The organism is Streptomyces sp. NPDC056161 (assembly GCF_042268025.1).
In the GTDB taxonomy this organism is placed as follows: Bacteria; Actinomycetota; Actinomycetes; order Streptomycetales; family Streptomycetaceae; genus Streptomyces.
Genome location: NZ_JBHJUV010000021.1, coordinates 24,684 through 42,306 on the forward strand (window position 1 = coordinate 24,684; position 17,623 = coordinate 42,306).

Here is a 17,623-nt window from a genome sequence, read left to right on the forward strand (position 1 = left end):
ACCGGCCGACGGCGCCCGGCTTCCCGGCGGGCCCGCGCCGTGCCGTGTCACCGGCCGCGCACAGCACTGTGGCCCGGTCCCGCCCGGGTGGGCGGGGCCGGGCCACAGCTCGTGCGGCTCCCGGACGGGCTCGCGCAGGCGCTCAGCCGGTGGTGTACACGTGCATGCCGGGCACGTGCAGGCTGCCGCCGAACTGGGCGGCCTGGACCACCTTCACGTCGGTGAAGTAGATCAGCGGGATGTTCAGCGGCGGCGGGCTGTCCGGGCTGAACGTCACGGGGATCAGACCGAACAGGTTCCCGGAGATGCTCTCCGTGTACATCACCGTGTCGCCGTCGCGGATGGTGGACGTCGAGCCGGGCGCGGCCTGCACGTGGTAGGTCTTGCCGGCGTCCTTGTCCTTGACCGTCTGGTGCAGGTCACCGATGTCGGTACCGCCGGAGATGACGTACTTCAGTACTTTCTTGGTGGTCCCGTTGGCGCACTTCACCTCGACGATGCCCTGGTAGTCGGCGTTTTTCAGGAGCAGTGAACTGGCGTCCAGGTTCCAGGGGTCGTCCGCCACCGGCAGCTTGTTGTCGACCCCGCCCGTGTCGTCACTGGCGACCGGGCAGTCGTCGGCGGAAGCGCTCGCCGACGAGCTGGGCGAGGCGACCGAGCCGGCCGCCTCGTCCACCGCGTCCGTGGTGTCCTTCACCGTCCTGGACACCTTGCCGGTGGTGTCCTTGACGGTGTCCCCGACCGACTTGGTGACCTTGTCGACCGTGTCCTTGACGGTGTCGCCGGGCGTCTTGTGACCCTCGGCGTCCTTGCCGTCGGCGGAGTCCGTCGCGGACGCCGACGGGGAGGGCATGGGGCTCGCGCTCGACGAGGAGCCCGCGTCCTTGGCACCCCCGGTGAGGATGCCGGTGAGCGCGCCCCCGAGGGAGCCGAGCAGCCCGCCGCCCGCGGACGCCGACGGGCCGGGCGTGGCGGCGCCCGAGCCCGAGGCGCCCGAACCGCTCGCCGACGACGCCGGCGACGCCGACTCGGACGCGGACGCGGACGGGCCGGGGGTGGCCTTGTCGTCGGAACCTGAATCCGACGAAGAAGCCTTGTGCGAGCCGTCCTTGGCGCCGTCGGCGGAGGCCGACGCCGGCGGGGTGGGGGTCGGCGTGGCCCGGTCCGCGGACTCGCTCGCGCTCGGGGAACCGGACGGCGACGGCGACGCGTCCGGCGACGCCTTCAGGGCCGCGACGCAGTCCTTGTACTCGTCGGCCGTCAGGCTCTTGGACGCCTTCGCCGACGCGTCGTTGTTGTCGGCGAGGGCGAGCGTGGACGTGAACCCCATGCCCATGATGACCGCCGTCGGCATCGCCACGGTAGCTATGGCCTTGCCGGCGGGCATGTGGAACCTGGTGAACAGCGGCTTTCTGGGTGCCGCATGGCGTGGCCCGGTTCTCGCACGGGACTTGTCCACATCGGTCCCGTGGGTCACCTCGTCAGCCGGCACTGTGCCTCCCGTTCGCCCCGTTGCGCGGGTTCGTTCCTGACAGGTCGTTCGCCTCGTAGACCGGGCTCGCCGGACCGGTCGGCACCGCGTCGGGGGCGCCGCCCTCGCCCGGGGCGCCGGCCGGGGCCTGCGGTGCCACCCGCACTCCCGGCGCCCACGACACGGCCATCGCCCCGCCGACCAGCGCGAGCAGGAAGCCGACGACGAAGCCGCCGAAGTTGGACACGGGGATGGACACGAGCGCCAGCAGGATCGCGGCGACTCCCGCGAAGGTCCGTACGTGCTGCTGGAACCAGAGGCTGATGCCCAGCACGACGAGCAACACGCCGATGATCAGGGATCCGGCTCCCGCGGTGGTGGCCATCGCAAGGGTCAGGTGCCCGACCTGGAGATGCGCGTACGGGAAGTACATGATCGGAAAGCCGGCGAGCAGGACGAACAGACCGCCCCAGAACGGACGGGTCCCCCGCCAGGCGCGGAACTGCAGCCTCCGGCGAGTGAACTGACCCGGCACGGCAGGAGTCTCGGCGCTCATGGAATACAGCTCCCTGGTACGGCATTGCTGTGGTGGTGATGTGCGCCGCGCGTGAAGACGCGGCCGGAGTGTGGACGGGCGGGGGCGCCACCGGCTCCCCCGCCCGTCAGTGAGTGCTCAGTAGCACTCGATCCCCTTGCCTTTGCCACTGCGCAGCGACATGTGCAGACCGCTCAGCTTGAAGGTTCCGGCAGTGGTCGCCCACGCCGTCTGCTCCACGCCGTACAGGTCCGCGGACTCGGCCTGCTGGGCGAATCCGTTCGGATTGGCCTGCTCCTTGCCGCCCTTCATGCCCGGACCCTTGCCCCCCTTGTCCGGGCCCGTGTCGCCGGCCGCCACGCCGATGTCGATGTTGTTGAACGTGGCGTCGGCGTGCAGGTCATCGATGTCGATGTACAGGTTCTTGGCCTGGACCTGGCGATTCTCGTCGTCGCTGTCACCCGCCTCCAGCCGCAGGGTGAAGTTGCCGAGCCCCGGAATCGGGGTGACGACCGACTGGCACATCTTCTGGATCGTGGCGTTTGAGAACGACGAGACCGCAACGGGGTGATTCGCCTTCTCACCGGTGAGGGTGTACCCCGAGTCGATCGCTCCGTACTGCGCGAAGCCCTCGCCGTGGAGATGCTCCGCCGTCACCTTGAACGACTGCCCCGACACACTGAACGACGCCGCGAGAGCGCCCTGCGCGAGGGCCACACCTATGCATGCCGTGGCGGCGACGCTGGGCACCATCACCACAGCGAACCGCTTCCATCTGGTCCCGCCACGCACCTGGGACTCCATGTTTCCTCCTTCTCGGACGTACATCTCCTGGCCCGGACTCGCCCCCAGTCGGCGGGTTGGCCGGGCAGGGATGGGAGAAGTGCTACGTCCTCGGAAAGGAGAGCGCCTGCGCTCAGGGACACGTACCGCGCCCGAAATCGCCGGCGATCACCCCCGAGCGACAACCACTGGTCGCGCCTGACACGCATCACGCACAACCTTGCCGGGCAGGCTTCGCCCTGGCGGCGAAGACCCCCCTGCCCGAGAGCCGGCGCCACTGCCGCCGACTCTGCTCGGTGGGGACCCAGTTGGTCCCGTTGCACCCGGCTGGTTGCCGGGGTACGGGAATGGACCGAGCGTCGCCGATCGTGGTGCATTCTGGCCGCGCGCACAAGGGGGTTCGTTACTGGCTAGTAACGACCGGATAACCGAAGCACGACTCAGCGGCCTCAGAACGCGACGCTCAGTCGTACCCAAGGGCAGAACAAAACCATTGACATCCGGGCCAAACCAGACAGACCAGCAGCCTTGATTTACTCCGAGTAACAGCGGCCGCGATTACCAAGATTTGGCAAAGCGCGGCCGCTCTGACGTCTCGTCGGCAAACCCTTCACTCGGGCATCACATGCCCTTGCGTTTAGCAACTGGTCAGAGCGGGGCCCGTGCCCCGCTCGGGAGCGGGTTCAGAACAGCGCCCGCGCGAGCGCCCTGCGCGCCCCGACGACCCGCGGATCGTCCGCCCCGACCACCTCGAACAGCTCCAGCAGTCGGCGTCGTACGGCGTCCCGGTCCTCACCCGCCGTGCGCCGCACGGTCTCGATGAGCCGCCCGAAGGCGTCCTCGACGTGCCCGCCGACCAGGTCCAGGTCGGCCGCCGCGATCTGCGCCTGCACATCACCCGGTTTCCCGGCGGCCTCTTTGCGCACCTGCGCCGGATCGGCGCCCTGCACCCGCTGGAGCAACTCGGCCTGGGCCAGGCCCAGTTTCGCCTCGGTGTTGCCCGGGTCGTCGCTCAGCACGTTCTGGTACGCCCGGACCGCACCGCCGAGGTCCCCCGCGTCCAGCGCCTGTACGGCGGCTTCCAGGAGGGCGTCGTAAGGACCGGCGGGCACCTCGGCCGGCTGGGCCTCACCCGGCTCGGCGTCCGGGTCGACGGTCAGACCGGTCAGCCCGAAGCGCTCCTCGGCGACCTGCACCAACTGGTCGAGGGTCTGCCGGATCTGCTGCTCCCCGGCGGCCCCCTGGAAGAGGGGCAGCGCCTGTCCCGCCACGACGGCGAAGACGGCCGGGATCCCCTGGATCCCGAACTGCTGCATCAGCATCTGGTTGGCGTCGACGTCGATCTTGGCGAGCAGGAAGCGCCCGTTGTACTCGACGGCCAGCCGCTCCAGGACCGGGCTCAGCTGCTTGCAGGGCTGACACCACTCGGCCCAGAAGTCGATGACGACCGGCACTTCGGCGGAGCGCTCCAGGACATCGCGCTCGAAGCCCGCCTCATCGACGTCGATGACGAGATCGGCCGGGGAGACGGCCCGCGTTCCGCCCTGCCGGGCGGTTTCGGCGCGCGTCTGCTCGGCCTTGGCCTTGGCCTCCTGGGCCGCCTTGACCGCGGCGAGGTCGACGACGCCGCTCATGGACATGTTCCGTGGCTGCATGCGCCTATCCTCCCCCGTTCCCGCGCGTGTGTGAAAAGCGATGTGAAATACGCCGGGTCCCCGCCCCACGCACCCGCTCGCCGTTCGCGTACGCGTTCGCCCGCGCACGTCCCGCACAGGCTTTCGCTACGACCCGTAGCGTAATGCCAACCGGGGCCGCGGCGGCACCGCTGTCCGGTGATCTCCCTCACGGCCACACAGAACCCGCCCGTCATCCCGCCCGTTATGGTCGGGGCATGCAGAGCCGCACCCCCGCTCCCCGCACGGGCCGCCCGCGCAGCGCTGCCGCGGACACCGCGATCCTGGCCGCGACCCGGCAGGCACTGGTCGAACTGGGGTGGTCGAAGCTCACGCTGGGGGACGTGGCGACGCGGGCGGGGGTCGCGAAGACGACGCTGTACCGGCGCTGGGCGGGCAAGAACGAACTCGTGGTGGACGCGGTGGCCGAACTCTTCGACGAACTCGAAGTGCCCGACCGCGGCAGCCTCGCCGCCGACGTCGAGGGCGTGGTCCTCCAGTTCGCCGCCCTGCTGGAGCTGCCCGCGGCGAAGACCGCGCTGATGGCGGTGGTCTCCGAGGCCACCCAGGACGCCGCGCTGCGCGGACGGATCCGGGAGGCGATCGTGGACCGGCAGAAGCGCCTGGTCGTCGAGGGACGCAGACGCGCCCAGGAACGCGGTGAGCTGCCGCCCGACGACGGGGAGCCCGGCCCCCAGGTCGATCTGGTCTTCGACATGGTCGCCGGGGCGGTGGTGCACCGGACGCTCGTCTCCTGCGAGCCGGTCGACACCGACTGGGTGTCCCGCTTCACCGCGGTCCTCCTGCGCGGCCTCACCGCGGCGGCGGCCTGAGCAGCCGCGCACGGTCCGCCGCGGATCGCCGCGGATCGCCGCGGATCCCCTTCCGCCGCTCCTCCCGAGAAGTTCACCCACCGTGCGAGGGCCGCCCCTTGCCTGAATGACATGTCTCCGTCACGCTACTGCTGGCCGTCTACTCGCATAGACAGCGCCCGTCCACTCGTATGGACAGCGCTCGGCCAGCTCCGTCCCGCTCGCACGTCACCCAACCCTTCGCCACAGGAGGACCGAGTCACGTGAGACCCAGACCCCGTCGCGGCGGCGCCGCCGTCTCGATCGCCGTATCCCTCATCGCCCTCACCGCCGGCCTGGCCGCCCCGTCCGCCGCGGCGGCGGACGGCGGCGCCCGCCCGTCCGCCTCCGCGGTCACCGCGGCCGAGGACGGCGCCGCGCGTGCCGTCGCCGGCTCGCTGTCCGACCGCGGGTGGAGCGCCCGCGTGCGCGAGGCGGCGCTCGGCTCGCGGGAGGTGCCCGTCACCGACCTCGCCGCGCGGGCCGACGACGGCCTGCACGGCGTCCTGAAGGACGCGGACCGCCGGATCCTGGCCGCCAAGGGCCTCGCCCCGGACACCGGTTCCCTGCTGCGGCTGCGGCTCGGCGCCGACTCCATGCGCGCCGCCCTGGCCGCCGGGCGGACCCCGTGGGTGGCGGCCGCCGGATCGGACGAGGACGCGGCCACCGTCACGGCGTACGACAGCCGCGGGCGCGCCCACACCCTCGACGCGCGCACGGCGCCCCGGCACCCGGTGTACGTCATCGACATCGACGGCTCCAAGGCCCTGTCGGCGGGCCTCGACGTGCTCGACCGGGAACTGGCCCGGCAGGGCCTGACCTCCGCCACCGCGCGCCCCTCGACACGCGCGGCCGGGGCCGGATTCTGGACCACCCGGATCAACCAGGTGCGGCTCTCCGACGACGAGGAACCCTGGATCAAGGGCGACGCGGAGATCTACACCCTCGTCACCGGCTTCGGCCAGGACGGCAAGGTGCGCGTCGACCCCGTCGACATGCCGTACCTCGACAACGACGGCGTCACCTACAGCCCGAACCAGATCCTGGTCAACTGGTCGCTGTACAAGTACGACCTGGCCGACGCCGTGATGATGGAGGACGACGGCAGCACCAACTACCAGGAGCTGGCCAAGGCCATCGCCTCGGTCCTGCTCACCGTCGTCGACCAGGGCGTGTACATCCCGCTCGTGAACGCCGTGCTGGACGCCCTCCCCGACAGCTGGTGGACGGACGACCCGGACTACGTCGACTCCTGGTACACCCTGGCGCAGGGCGACACCGGCACCCGCTACGGCGCCCGCGGCAACGGCTGGATGACCCTGGAGCCGTACTTCGTTGAGCAGTTCTGACCGGAACGGCAACGCGGCCGACGGGAAGATCCCGCCGGCCGCGCGGCCTGCCGCCCACCGCCGACCGGTCCGGCCGACCGCGGGCGGCAGGCCGTGGGCGGGCGAGCGCGGTCGGGCCGCTCAGAACCCCGCGGGTTCCGTGTACACCCCCCACTCGTCCCGCAGCGCGTCGCAGATCTCGCCGAGGGTCGCCTCGGCCCGTACCGCCTGAAGCATCGGCTCAATCATGTTGGCCCCGGAGCGCGCGGCGCCGAGCATCGCGGCCAGCGCGGAGCGCACCGCCGCGTCGTCCCGGGCCGCCTTCCGGGCGCCGAGCACCCGGACCTGTTCCCGCTCCACCTCGTGGCTGACCCGCAGGATCTCCAGGTCGCCGGTGACCGAGCCGGTGTTGACGTTGACGCCGACGACGTTCTTGTCGCCCTTCTCCAGGGACTGCTGGTAGCGGAACGCGGACTCCGCGATCTCCCCGGTGAACCAGCCGTCCTCGATCCCGCGCAGGATCCCGGAGGTGACCGGTCCGATCGGGTGGCGGCCGTCGGGGTGCGCCCGCAGCCCCCGCTCCTTTATCTGTTCGAAGATCTTCTCGGCGTCGGCCTCGATCCGGTCCGTCAGCTGCTCCACGTACCACGAACCGCCCAGCGGGTCGGCCACGTTGGCGACGCCGGTCTCCTCCATGAGCACCTGCTGGGTGCGCAGCGCGATCTCGGCGGCCTGCTCGCTCGGCAGCGCGAGGGTCTCGTCCAGCGCGTTGGTGTGCAGCGAGTTGGTCCCGCCGAGCACGGCGGCCAGCGCCTCCACGGCGGTGCGCACCACGTTGTTGTAGGGCTGCTGGGCGGTCAGCGACACCCCGGCGGTCTGCGTGTGGAACCGCAGCCACTGGGCCTTCTCGGTCCGCGCCCCGTACACGTCCCGCAGCCACCGGGCCCAGATCCGGCGTGCCGCGCGGAACTTGGCGATCTCCTCGAAGAAGTCGACGTGCGCGTCGAAGAAGAAGGACAGGCCCGGCGCGAAGACGTCGACGTCGAGGCCGCGCGAGAGGCCCAGCTCCACGTACCCGAACCCGTCCGCCAGCGTGTACGCCAGTTCCTGGGCGGCCGTGGACCCGGCCTCGCGGATGTGGTAGCCGGAGACGGACAGCGGCTTGTAGGCGGGGATGCCGGCCGCGCAGTACTCCATCAGGTCGCCGATCAGCCGCAGGTGCGGCTCGGGCTGGAACAGCCACTCCTTCTGGGCGATGTACTCCTTGAAGATGTCGGTCTGGAGCGTGCCGTTCAGGACGCCCGGGTCGACCCCCTGCCGCTCGGCGGCGACCAGGTACATGCAGAAGACGGGTACGGCGGGTCCGCTGATCGTCATCGAGGTCGTGACGTCGCCCAGTGGGATGTCCTTGAACAGGACCTCCATGTCCGCCGCCGAGTCGACGGCCACCCCGCAGTGGCCGACCTCGCCGAGCGAACGCGGGTCGTCGGAGTCGCGGCCCATCAGCGTGGGCATGTCGAAGGCGACGGAGAGCCCGCCGCCGCCCGCCGCCAGGATCATCTTGTAGCGCTCGTTGGTCTGCTCCGCGTTGCCGAACCCGGCGAACTGGCGGATCGTCCAGGTGCGCCCCCGGTAGCCGGTGGGATACAGGCCGCGGGTGAAGGGGTACTCCCCCGGCCAGCCGATCCGCTCGAACCCCTGGTAGGTGTCTCCGGGCCGCGGCCCGTACACCGGCTCCACGGGATCGCCGGAGAGCGTGGTGAAATCAGCGTCGCGCTTGCGCGCGGCGTCGTACCGGGCCTGCCAGCGGCTGCGGCCCTCCTCAATACCGTGAGCATCCATACGGACAAATTTACTAGGACGTCCTAGTAACTGTCGACGGCTGTGAGGCGGATGCCACAGGGAACGGCGCCCGTGACGCACGGGCGCCGGCGCAATCGTGCCGCGGCGCCCCGGGTCAGACCTTGGACGCGACCGCCGGTGCGGCCTCGGCGACCCTGGCCTCCAGCTCGTGGCTGATCCTGCGCTCCACGAAGAAGGCCGCCGTGGGCACGGTCCCCGCCAGCAGCACCCACAGCTGCTTGGCGACCGGCCACTTCGCCTTGGAGCCGAGGTCGAAGGCGCAGACCAGGTAGACCACGTACAGCCAGCCGTGTGCGATGGCGACCATCATGGTGAACTGTGCGGCGCCGTCGACGTGCAGGAGGTATTTCCCGATCATGCCGAGGCACAGCAGGACCAGCAGCACACCCGTGACGTAGGCCATGACGCGGTAGCGGGTCAGCACGCTCTTTTTCATGGGGACGAGCGTATCGACCCGATCCGGGAGATCTTGCCCCGGGTCACTCCTCGAAATCGTGCGCGGCCACCCGCAGCGGCCTGAGCATCGCGAAGATCTCCGCGCACTCCTGCGCGTCGTACGCACCGAGCCCGAAGTCCATGGCCATGAGGTCCTTGGTGGCCGCCTCGACGACCTCGCGCCCCTTCTCGGTGATCACGGCGAGCGTGCCGCGCCCGTCGTTCGGGTTGGGCCGCTTGTCCACCAGCCCCGAGCGCACCAGCCGGTCGACGGTGTTCGTCACCGACGTCGGGTGCACCATGAGCCGCTCGCCGATCTTCGACATCGGCAGTTCGCCCGCCTTGGAGAAGGTGAGCAGCACCAGCGCCTCGTAACGTGCGAACGTCAGCCCGTACGGCTTCACCACGGCGTCGACCTCGGCGAGCAGGATCTGGTGGGCCCGCATGATCGAGGTGATCGCGGGCATCGACGGCACGTTCCCCCATCGCTGCCGCCAGAGGTCGTCGGCACGCGCGATGGGGTCGAAGGGGAGGCTGAGAGGCTTCGGCACGCTCTCGACCCTACCGGCCGGTCATATGCCGGTCAGCTCCGTCTCGGCTTTCGGTCGCCCGGTACGCCAGCGCCAGCGCGCAGCCGCTCACCACCCCCAGCGCTCCGGCCCCGGCGACGGTCGCCCGCACCCCCGCCGCCTCGGCCGCCACGCCCGCCAGCGCCATGCCCACGCCCTGGACGGTCATCAGCCCCGCGCTCAGCACGGTCATCGCCCGGCCGCGCAGCTCCTCCGGCACGGCCCGGACGAACCGCTGGTCCAGGCCGAGCGTGTACGCGGACCCGGCGCCCGCGGCCAGCAGGAGCAGCAGCGAGGCCACGATGCCGGGGCGCAGCAGGTAGCCGAGGTAGGGCAGCAGGGTCAGGCAGACCAGCGGCTGCGCGATCCGCTCCCGGGCGGCCGGGCGCAGCCGCGCGCCCGCGTACAGCTCGCCCAGGACCGTCCCGACCGGCAGCGCGCACATCAGCAGGCCGAGTCCGGCGGATCCCGCGCCGAGCGCGTCCGCGTACGGGGCGGCCAGCGCCTCCGGGACGACGGAGAACATCGCCGGCAGCCAGAACAGGAGCAGCAGCACGCGCACCCGCCGGTCGGCGAACAGCCGCCGGACTCCGGCGCGGGCGTCGCCGGGCGCGTCCGTGCCCCGGGCCCGCGCGGGCCGCCCGCGGGTGCCGAGGCGCAGCAGCAGGGCCGAGCAGAGGAAGGTGCCGACGGTGATCAGCAGCGCGTGCCGGGGCGAGAGGACGGTGAGCAGCAGCCCGCCCAGCCCGTACCCGACGAGCAGGGCGCTCTGCGCCACGATCCGCAGCAGCGAACGGCCGAGCACGAACAGATCGCCGCCGCCGAGGACGTCGGCGAGGGTCGCCATGCGGGTCCCGGAGAACACCGGGGCGACGACGGCGAGGCAGCAGCGCAGCGCGAGCAGCGCGCCGATGCCGGTCCCGGGCAGCGCCATGACCGCGACGCACCCCGCGCACACCAGATCGCACCCGACCAGCACCCGGCGGGCCGGGAAGCGGTCGGCGACCCCGGCGAGCAGCGTGCCGCCCACCACGTACGGCAGGAAGCCGAGCGCGAAGGCCAGCGCGCTCAGCAGGGGCGAGCCGGTGAGGTCGTAGACGAGCACCGACAGCGCGACCTCGCTGACGATCACGCCGAGCATGGACAGCGTGTGGGCGGCGAAGACGGTCCGGAACTCGGGCACGGCGAAGACCCGGGCGTACCCGGCGGGCGAGACGGCCGGCGCGGCGGACCCGGGCGGTACGGCGGACCCGGGCGGCGCGGGCGGTGCCTGGGGGTCTGGCGGTATGTGCTGGTCAAGTGGTACGGGTGGGTCCGGCGGCGGGTGCCGGTCCGATGGGTCCGGCAGCAGGTGCTGATCCGATGGGTCCGGCAGCAGGTGCTGATCCGATGGCAGGTGCCGGGCTGCCGGCAGGTGCTGGTCCGATGTCACGCTCGGCAGCGTGCACGCGGACGGGCCGACGGCGTAGAGATTCGGTGTCCGCCGAATCAGTGCCCCCGAATCGGTGCACCGCCGAACCCCGTCGGCGGTACGCACCGCATGCCCACGCCGTCGCCCCGGGAGGAGCGCCATGCCGTCACTGCTGCACTTCGAGGAGATCGACTTCCTGCGGTGCCGGTTCGCGGTGTCGCCCCTGTGGGAGACGCACCAGGCGGTGCGCACGCTCAAGCTCCCGGGCCGGCACGGCTACCACACGCCCTGGCTGCGGCGCATCCGCACGGCCGCGGCCGGCCTCGACCTGACCCCGCTGTGGCTGCTGATGCCGCGCCACGGCCATACGCCGGACTGGTTCGGGCCGCCCCCGATCGGCCCGGCGGCCACCTTCGAGGAGGAGATCGCGGCCGTGCGCGCGGCCGATCCGGCGGCGGCCCGCGAGGACACCGCCCGGTCGCTCGCGGCGACCCCGGGTGCGTCCTGGTCGCCGTACGGCCGGGCCTGGCTGGCCGACCCCGCCCGGATGATCCGGGAGCTGGCGGACGCCCTGGAGGAGGTCTGGCAGGTGCTGATCGCCCCCGACTGGCCGCGGCTGCGCGCACTGCTGGAGGCGGACATCGCCTTCCACTCCAGGCGGTTCGCCCAGGTCGGTCTCGGCGGGCTGCTGCCGGAGATCAGCGAGCGGTGCAGTTGGCAGGGCGGCACGCTGAGCGTGGCGTCGCCCGGCCGGCACGAGCGGCGGCTTGAGGGGCGGGGTCTGGTGCTGATGCCGAGCGTGTTCGTCTGGCCGCACGTCGTCAGCGACTTCGACCCGCCCTGGCAGCCCGCCCTGGTCTACCCGGCCCGCGGCATCGGCGGCCTGTGGTCCGGGCCGACCGGCCACGCCCCCGACTCGCTGGTACGGCTGCTGGGGCGGGGCCGGGCCGCCGTGCTCGGCGCGCTCGACGAGCCGTCGTCCACGACGGTGCTCGCCCGCCGCCTCGGGCTCGCCCCGTCCTCGGTGTCCGCGCACCTGTCGGTGCTGCGCGGCTCCGGCCTGCTGACCGCGCGCCGCTACGGCCACGAGGTGCTGTACGAACGGACTCCGCTGGGCATCGCGCTGGCCTCGGGAGAGCCGCGGTAGGCCGGGACGCCGGACGCTTCCCCGCACGGACCCACCCCGGACCACGGCCCACGTCCCCGCACGGACCCGCCGCGCGCCAGGTCCCGTTCCCCCGCACCGGCCCCGCCGCGGCCCCGCCGCACATCCCCGCACGAGCCCCGTCGCCGGCCACGAGCACGGGCGGCTGCCCGGCGTCGGTCACCCGGTGTCGGTTCACCCGGTGTCGGTTCACCCGGCGCCGGTTCAGCGGCGGCCCGTGCGGCGCAGATGGTGACGGACCGCGCGCTGGGCGACCGGGCCGAGTTCGTCCAGCGCGGCCACCAGGGCACCGAGTTGTTCCAGGGCGTCCAGGGCCGCCTGGGCGCCCCGGTCGTCCACCCCCTCGTACAGCTCGATGCCCACGAAGGCGGCGGCGACCGCACGGGCCAGGCCCGCGGGGTCGGTCAGACCGGCGAGCGGGGTGGCCGCCAGGACCCGGGTGAGGACCGCTTCGATCTCGGTGATCCACAGGTCGAGGCCGGCCGCCGTGGCCGGGCCGAGGGCCGCGTGGGTCTGGGCGCCGGCCAGCAGCTGGCCGAGCAACGCGACCTGGCCGTCGGCCCGTTCCTGCTCGTGGACGGCGCGGCCGACGGCCAGCAGGTCGGCGAGCGAGGTGACGGCGGCGAGGCGGGTGCGGTACCGGGAGACCGCCTGCTCGGCGCCGTAGCGGCAGGCGGCGGCGAGGAGTTCGTCCACCGAGCCGAAGTGGTAGAAGACGAGCGCCTGGTTGACCCCGGCCGCCGCCGCGACCGTACGGGCCGACGTCCCGGCGATGCCCTGTTCGGTGAGGGTCCGCAACGCGCCCTGAAGGAGCTTGGTCTTCGTCTCCAGGGACTTCGCCGTCTCCGGACTCATGCGCGCGCCTCCCGGCGTACCGGACGCCGGCGGGGGTGTCGCCGGCCTGCCGCGGGGGCCGCCGCCGTCACGACGGGTGCTCCGGGGAACGTCATGAAGGGCTCTCCAACGAGCACAGCAGGCGCGGGGCACGCGCGCGTGCGGGCGGGGTGCGCAGGCAGCGGCGGGCGGCGGGGGTGCCGGGCAGGGGCGCCTTGAACAGCGCGAGGGACATGGCGACGAGCAGGAGCAGCGGGCACAGGTACGCCACGGCGGGGCCCAGCGCGCCGAACGGGCCGCCCGGGGAGCCGAGCGCGAGGCCGGTGCCGCCCGCGGTGAGCAGGAGGGCCCGGACCAGCAGCTCGGCCAGCCAGTTCAGCAGGGCGCGCTCGGGGGTGATCCCGCGCTCCAGCCACAGCCGCAGCCGGTCGAAGGACCAGGCCGTCGCCCAGGCCATCAGCGGGCGCAGCAGCAGCCGGTCGGCGACCACGCCGAGGGCGCCCCCGCGGGGGCGGTAGTCGTAGCCGGTGAGGAAGCGGACGCCGTCGCCGTCGGGGACGTAGCGGAGGTAGCCGCCGCCCTCTGTGATCGGGGAGAGCGGGTGCGCGGAGGCGAAGCGCAGGGCGGAGGCGCGGCTGCCGTCGGGCCGCTCCTTCTGCCCGGCCGTGATGCCGATGCCGGAGACCGTGAGGAAGGGCAGCACGCGCGTGGCGTACCGGAACCGCCGGGGTCCGTCCTCGGCGCCCGGGATGCGGGTGATCCGGGTGAACCGCAGGTCCCAGCGGCGGCGCTGGACGGGATCCTGCGTACGGTCCCAGAGCGCGTCGAGACCGGCACGTACACGTGTCTCCGCGTAGAGCCCCACCTGATTCCCCCAAGCCGGACCGCAGTTGAGCGATCGCTCAACCACCCGACGGCAACGTACACCCGTTTGAGCGATCGCTCAAACTATTGAACAGGCGGGAGTACGGCGGGAGATGAAGAACCCCGGCCCTGGAGGGGCCGGGGTTCCGGTGGGCCGCAGTTCCCGTGGGCCGGGGTTTTCGTGGGCCGGGGTTTCTCGCGGGCCGGGGTTTCTCGCGGGCCGGGGTTTCTCGTGGGCCGGGGTTTCTCGTGGGCCGGATTTCTCGTGGGCCGGATTTCTCGTGGGCCGGGTGGCCGGGCTCAGCCGGCCAGGTGGCGCTCCACGGTCTCGACCTTGGAGGTGAGGCCGTCGGTGACACCGGGCCTGATGTCCGCCTTGACCACCAGGGACACGCGCGGCGCGCGCTCCTGCACGACGGCGACGGCACGCTTCACGACGTCCATGACCTCGTCCCACTCCCCTTCGACGGAGGTGAACATGGCGTCGGTGCGGTTGGGCAGCCCGGACTCGCGCACGACGCGGACGGCGTCGGCGACGTACTCCCCGACGTCCTCGCCGACGCCCAGCGGTGTCACGGAGAAGGCGACGATCATGCGTTGACCACCCCTTCCTTGCGGGCGCGGGCGGCGATCACCGCGTCCTCGGCCGCCCGGCGCAGCTTGCGCTCGGCGAAGAAGCCGCCGGTGGGCAGGACCGAGAGGACGAAGTAGAGGGCGGCGGTCTTCAGGCTCCACTTGGCGCGGTTCCAGGCGTCGGCCCAGAAGATCACGTACAGGATGAACAGGACGCCGTGGATCGAGCCCATCACGGGCACCGCGTTGAAGTCCGTGGTCCGCTTCAGCACGGAGCAGATCAGCAGGAGGAGGAAGGACACGGCCTCGGGGGCGGAGACCAGGCGGAGGCGGCGGAGGGCGGTGGCGGTCTTGATGTCCACGGGTCACCTTCGGTGGGAGTGGGGTCGGCAGGTCGTGCGGCGCCGGTTTGTGAACGCAAGCACAAACATCCACCCATTGTGGCAAACCGCGGAGACGCACTCGGGAGGGGGGCCGACCGCGGGCGCGGTGCCACCCGGGCGACGGTCCCGTCCGGCGCGCCGGTCTCCCGCCGGGGAGCCCGGCGCGCCGCGTCGTCGGCCCGAACCCCTCCCCGGCCAGGCGCGCGCCCGCTACCGTCGCCGGGTGGCGATGTTTCGACTTGAAGGCAGCAGGGTGCTCGCCGTCGACATGACCGGGGACGCCGTGAAGGCGAAGAACGGGGCGATGGTCGCGTACGACGGGCGGATGAGTTTCAAGAAGCTGACCGGGGGCGGTGAGGGGCTGCGCGGCATGGTGACCCGGCGGATCACCGGTGAGCAGATGACCGTGATGGAGGTGAAGGGGCACGGCACGTGCTGGTTCGCGGACCGGGCCGCGGAGATCAACCTCGTCGATCTCCAGGGGGACAAGCTGTACGTGGAGTCGAGCAATCTGCTCGCGACCGATGCCGGGCTGCGCACGGGGACGACGTTCACCGGCCTGCGGGGCGCCTCGCAGGGCAACGGGCTGTTCACGACCACCGTCGAGGGCCGCGGACAGGCCGCGATCATGTCGGACGGGCCGGCGGTGGTGCTGCGGGTCAGCCCGCAGTACCCGCTGGTCGTCGACCCCGGCGCCTACATCGCCCACCAGGGCGACGTGCGGCAGACCTTCCAGTCGGGGGTGACCTTCCGCACCTTCCTCGGCGAGGGCGGCGGCGAGGCGTTCCAGATCCGGTTCGAGGGGAACGGCCTGGTGTACGTGCAGCCGAGTGAGCGCAACACCGTCGCGGGGGATGTGTGAGATGGGGCTGCGCGAGGTCAATTCGAAGATGGTGGAGGCCACCGTGGTGCCCGGCCGGCGGCTGTACAGCCAGCGCGGCGCCATGCTCGCCTACCGGGGCGACGTCTCCTTCACGCCCAACATCCAGGGCGGCCAGGGCGGTCTGATGTCGATGCTCGGCCGCCGGGTGGCGGGCGAGGCCACCCCGCTGATGTCCGTCGAGGGCAGCGGCACCGTGTTCTTCGGGCACGGCGGCCACCACGTGCAGGTGATCAACCTCGCCGGCGACACCCTGTACGTGGAGGCGGACCGGCTGCTCGCCTTCGAGGGCACGCTCCAGCAGGGGACGATGTTCATGGGCTCCCAGGGCGGGGTCATGGGGATGGTGCGCGGGCAGGTCACCGGGCAGGGGCTGTTCACCACGACGCTCAAGGGGCACGGGGCGGTGGCCGTGATGGCGCACGGCGGGGTGTTCGAGCTGGCGATCACGCCGCAGCGTCCGGTGCACGTGGACCCGCAGGCGTACGTCGCCCACCACGGCGACGTACGCAACAAGCTGTCCACCGCCCTGGGCTGGCGCGAGATGGTGGGCCGCGGCAGCGGCGAGGCGTTCCAGCTGGAGCTGAGCGGGAACGGCACGGTGTACGTCCAGGCCTCGGAGGAGAAGCTGTGAGCGGCTACGGAGGTCCGGGCGCCGGGCCGGTGGTGTACGACCCGATGACGCTGCCCGCCGACGACAACGTCAACAGCTACACCTTCTGCGTGGAGCTGTTGAGCGGGCAGTGGTTCCTGCAGAAGGGGAAGATGATCGCCTACTACGGGGCGATCGAGTTCAACGGCATCGGGCACGGACGGCTGGACCGGCTGGTGCGCACGTCGTTCCATTCGCCGTTGCACGCGAGCGACTGGGTGGTGGCGGAGGGCTCGGGCAAGATGCTGCTCGCCGACCGGGCCTTCGATGTCAATTCGTTCGACCTGGACGACGGCAATCTGACCATTCGCGCGGGCAACCTGCTCGCGTTTCAGCCGACTCTTGCGCTCAAACAGTCGATCGTGCCCGGGTTTCTGACCCTCATCGGAACCGGGAAGTTCGTGGCGGCGTCCAACGGTCCGGTGGTCTTCATGGAGCCCCCGCTCCGGGTGGACCCGCAGGCACTGGTCGGCTGGGCCGACTGCCCCTCCCCGTGCCACCACTACGACCACGGGTACCTGACCGGTGTCATGGGCGGCCTGCGCGCGATGACGGGCCTCGGCGGGGCCTCCGGGGAGGAGCACCAGTTCGAGTTCGTGGGCGCCGGCACGGTACTGCTCCAGTCGACCGAGAAACTGATGGAGGAGCAGTTCACGGGGGCCGTTCCGCACGAGCCCGGGGTGCCCGGCGGCGGGGCGTCCGGCGGTCATGGACCGGGGCAGGGCGCACCACGCCTGCCCGGACAGCTGGGGGACCTCCAGCGCCGCTTCGGGCTGTGAGCGATAGTCTGCGGAGTGTGATGTCGAACGCGTGCCCAGGAACACGCCACTCCCATTAGTTCGCCTTTCAACTTCTTAGGTAGACTTCATTCATGGAGACCGAGACGGCCACGCGCTGGCTGACCGATGCGGAGCAGTGCGCCTGGCGCACCCACCTGGAGGTCAACAAGCTGTTGACGTACCAGCTCGAAAAGGATCTGCAGCCGTTCGGACTGACGATGAACGACTACGAGATCCTGGTGAATCTCTCCGAGTCCGAGGACGTGCGGATGCGGATGAGCGACCTCGCGTCCGCCACCCTCCAGTCCAAGAGCCGGCTCTCGCACCAGATCACCCGTCTGGAGAACGCCGGCCTGGTGCGGCGCGAGAACTGCGAGTCCGACCGGCGGGGGCTGTACGCCGTGCTGACCGAGCGCGGCATGGAGACGATGCGGAAGGTCGCGCCGCATCACGTGGCATCGGTGCGCAGGCACTTCATCGACCTGCTGGCGCCGGAGTCCCTGGTGGAGCTGGAGAAGGGCCTGAAGCCGATCGCCGAGCACCTGAGGGGCCAGCGGGGCCGCCCCTGAACCCG

Annotated in this window: 19 protein-coding genes; 7 read left to right on the top strand and 12 right to left on the bottom strand. The window is 71.8% G+C overall.

Features of this window, described 5'->3' with window-relative positions; genetic code table 11:
• Positions 1 to 142 precede the first annotated feature (142 nt).
• From ACFC09_RS20685 to ACFC09_RS20700, 4 genes are all read right to left on the bottom strand, one after another.
• Positions 143 to 1,492, bottom strand: a complete 1,350-nt coding sequence (locus tag ACFC09_RS20685; protein WP_376530245.1) for a hypothetical protein — start codon at positions 1,490 to 1,492, stop codon at positions 143 to 145.
• Complete coding sequence (locus ACFC09_RS20690; RefSeq protein ID WP_376530248.1) at positions 1,482 to 2,027, bottom strand: DUF6114 domain-containing protein; 546 nt, start codon at positions 2,025 to 2,027, stop codon at positions 1,482 to 1,484. The genes ACFC09_RS20685 and ACFC09_RS20690 overlap by 11 nt, the downstream gene beginning before the upstream one ends.
• A 117-nt stretch (positions 2,028 to 2,144) precedes the next feature.
• Positions 2,145 to 2,810: a DUF6230 family protein gene (locus ACFC09_RS20695; protein ID WP_376530251.1), complete on the bottom strand. Its 666-nt coding sequence runs from the start codon at positions 2,808 to 2,810 to the stop codon at positions 2,145 to 2,147.
• A 662-nt stretch (positions 2,811 to 3,472) separates the two neighbouring features.
• The gene (locus ACFC09_RS20700) at positions 3,473 to 4,444 is read right to left on the bottom strand and encodes a tetratricopeptide repeat protein (protein WP_376530254.1); all 972 of its coding nucleotides are present in this window, start codon (positions 4,442 to 4,444) and stop codon (positions 3,473 to 3,475) included.
• A gap of 236 nt (positions 4,445 to 4,680) precedes the next feature.
• Between ACFC09_RS20700 and ACFC09_RS20705 the strand changes: the two genes are divergently transcribed.
• Positions 4,681 to 5,295, top strand: coding sequence for a TetR/AcrR family transcriptional regulator (locus tag ACFC09_RS20705; RefSeq protein WP_376530257.1), 615 nt, complete (start codon positions 4,681 to 4,683; stop codon positions 5,293 to 5,295).
• Between the two features lie 242 nt (positions 5,296 to 5,537).
• On the top strand, positions 5,538 to 6,662 hold the full coding sequence (locus ACFC09_RS20710) for a DUF3103 family protein (protein WP_376530260.1): 1,125 nt from the start codon (positions 5,538 to 5,540) through the stop codon (positions 6,660 to 6,662).
• Between the two features lie 120 nt (positions 6,663 to 6,782).
• On the opposite strand, the gene ACFC09_RS20715 is transcribed toward ACFC09_RS20710, so the two are convergent.
• The 4 genes from ACFC09_RS20715 to ACFC09_RS20730 all read right to left on the bottom strand — a co-directional run bounded on the left by ACFC09_RS20715 (position 6,783) and on the right by ACFC09_RS20730 (position 10,649).
• Complete coding sequence (locus ACFC09_RS20715; protein ID WP_376530262.1) at positions 6,783 to 8,483, bottom strand: methylmalonyl-CoA mutase; 1,701 nt, start codon at positions 8,481 to 8,483, stop codon at positions 6,783 to 6,785.
• A 115-nt stretch (positions 8,484 to 8,598) separates the two neighbouring features.
• Positions 8,599 to 8,940 (bottom strand): DUF3817 domain-containing protein, encoded by a 342-nt coding sequence (locus tag ACFC09_RS20720; RefSeq protein ID WP_376530264.1) that lies wholly within the window; start codon positions 8,938 to 8,940, stop codon positions 8,599 to 8,601.
• A 43-nt stretch (positions 8,941 to 8,983) separates the two neighbouring features.
• Complete coding sequence (locus ACFC09_RS20725; RefSeq protein WP_376530267.1) at positions 8,984 to 9,490, bottom strand: MarR family winged helix-turn-helix transcriptional regulator; 507 nt, start codon at positions 9,488 to 9,490, stop codon at positions 8,984 to 8,986.
• 10 nt (positions 9,491 to 9,500) lie between these two features.
• Positions 9,501 to 10,649: an MFS transporter gene (locus ACFC09_RS20730; protein WP_376530545.1), complete on the bottom strand. Its 1,149-nt coding sequence runs from the start codon at positions 10,647 to 10,649 to the stop codon at positions 9,501 to 9,503.
• Between the two features lie 430 nt (positions 10,650 to 11,079).
• On the opposite strand from ACFC09_RS20730, the gene ACFC09_RS20735 reads away from it, so the two are divergent.
• Complete coding sequence (locus ACFC09_RS20735) at positions 11,080 to 12,066, top strand: DUF5937 family protein (protein WP_376530270.1); 987 nt, start codon at positions 11,080 to 11,082, stop codon at positions 12,064 to 12,066.
• 222 nt (positions 12,067 to 12,288) lie between these two features.
• On the opposite strand, the gene ACFC09_RS20740 is transcribed toward ACFC09_RS20735, so the two are convergent.
• From ACFC09_RS20740 to ACFC09_RS20755, 4 genes are all read right to left on the bottom strand, one after another.
• Complete coding sequence (locus tag ACFC09_RS20740) at positions 12,289 to 12,939, bottom strand: TetR/AcrR family transcriptional regulator (protein WP_376530272.1); 651 nt, start codon at positions 12,937 to 12,939, stop codon at positions 12,289 to 12,291.
• Positions 12,940 to 13,030: 91 nt separating this feature from the next.
• On the bottom strand, positions 13,031 to 13,783 hold the full coding sequence (locus ACFC09_RS20745) for a hypothetical protein (RefSeq protein WP_376530275.1): 753 nt from the start codon (positions 13,781 to 13,783) through the stop codon (positions 13,031 to 13,033).
• Positions 13,784 to 14,082: 299 nt separating this feature from the next.
• On the bottom strand, positions 14,083 to 14,376 hold the full coding sequence (locus tag ACFC09_RS20750; protein WP_376530278.1) for an MTH1187 family thiamine-binding protein: 294 nt from the start codon (positions 14,374 to 14,376) through the stop codon (positions 14,083 to 14,085).
• Positions 14,373 to 14,717 carry a DUF3817 domain-containing protein gene (locus ACFC09_RS20755; protein WP_376530280.1) on the bottom strand — a complete coding sequence of 115 codons (345 nt, stop codon included), beginning with the start codon at positions 14,715 to 14,717 and terminating at the stop codon, positions 14,373 to 14,375. Before ACFC09_RS20755 ends, ACFC09_RS20750 begins: the two co-directional genes overlap by 4 nt.
• Positions 14,718 to 14,967: 250 nt before the next feature.
• Here ACFC09_RS20755 and ACFC09_RS20760 point away from each other — a divergent pair, with 250 nt between their 5' ends.
• From ACFC09_RS20760 to ACFC09_RS20775, 4 genes are all read left to right on the top strand, one after another.
• Entirely contained in the window at positions 14,968 to 15,600 is a 633-nt protein-coding gene (locus ACFC09_RS20760) for an AIM24 family protein (protein WP_376530548.1), read from the top strand.
• A 1-nt stretch (position 15,601) separates the two neighbouring features.
• Complete coding sequence (locus ACFC09_RS20765) at positions 15,602 to 16,252, top strand: AIM24 family protein (RefSeq protein WP_376530551.1); 651 nt, start codon at positions 15,602 to 15,604, stop codon at positions 16,250 to 16,252.
• On the top strand, positions 16,249 to 17,049 hold the full coding sequence (locus ACFC09_RS20770; protein ID WP_376530283.1) for an AIM24 family protein: 801 nt from the start codon (positions 16,249 to 16,251) through the stop codon (positions 17,047 to 17,049). The genes ACFC09_RS20765 and ACFC09_RS20770 overlap by 4 nt, the downstream gene beginning before the upstream one ends.
• A gap of 92 nt (positions 17,050 to 17,141) precedes the next feature.
• Positions 17,142 to 17,618 carry a MarR family winged helix-turn-helix transcriptional regulator gene (locus tag ACFC09_RS20775; protein ID WP_376530285.1) on the top strand — a complete coding sequence of 159 codons (477 nt, stop codon included), beginning with the start codon at positions 17,142 to 17,144 and terminating at the stop codon, positions 17,616 to 17,618.
• Positions 17,619 to 17,623: the final 5 nt, after the last annotated feature.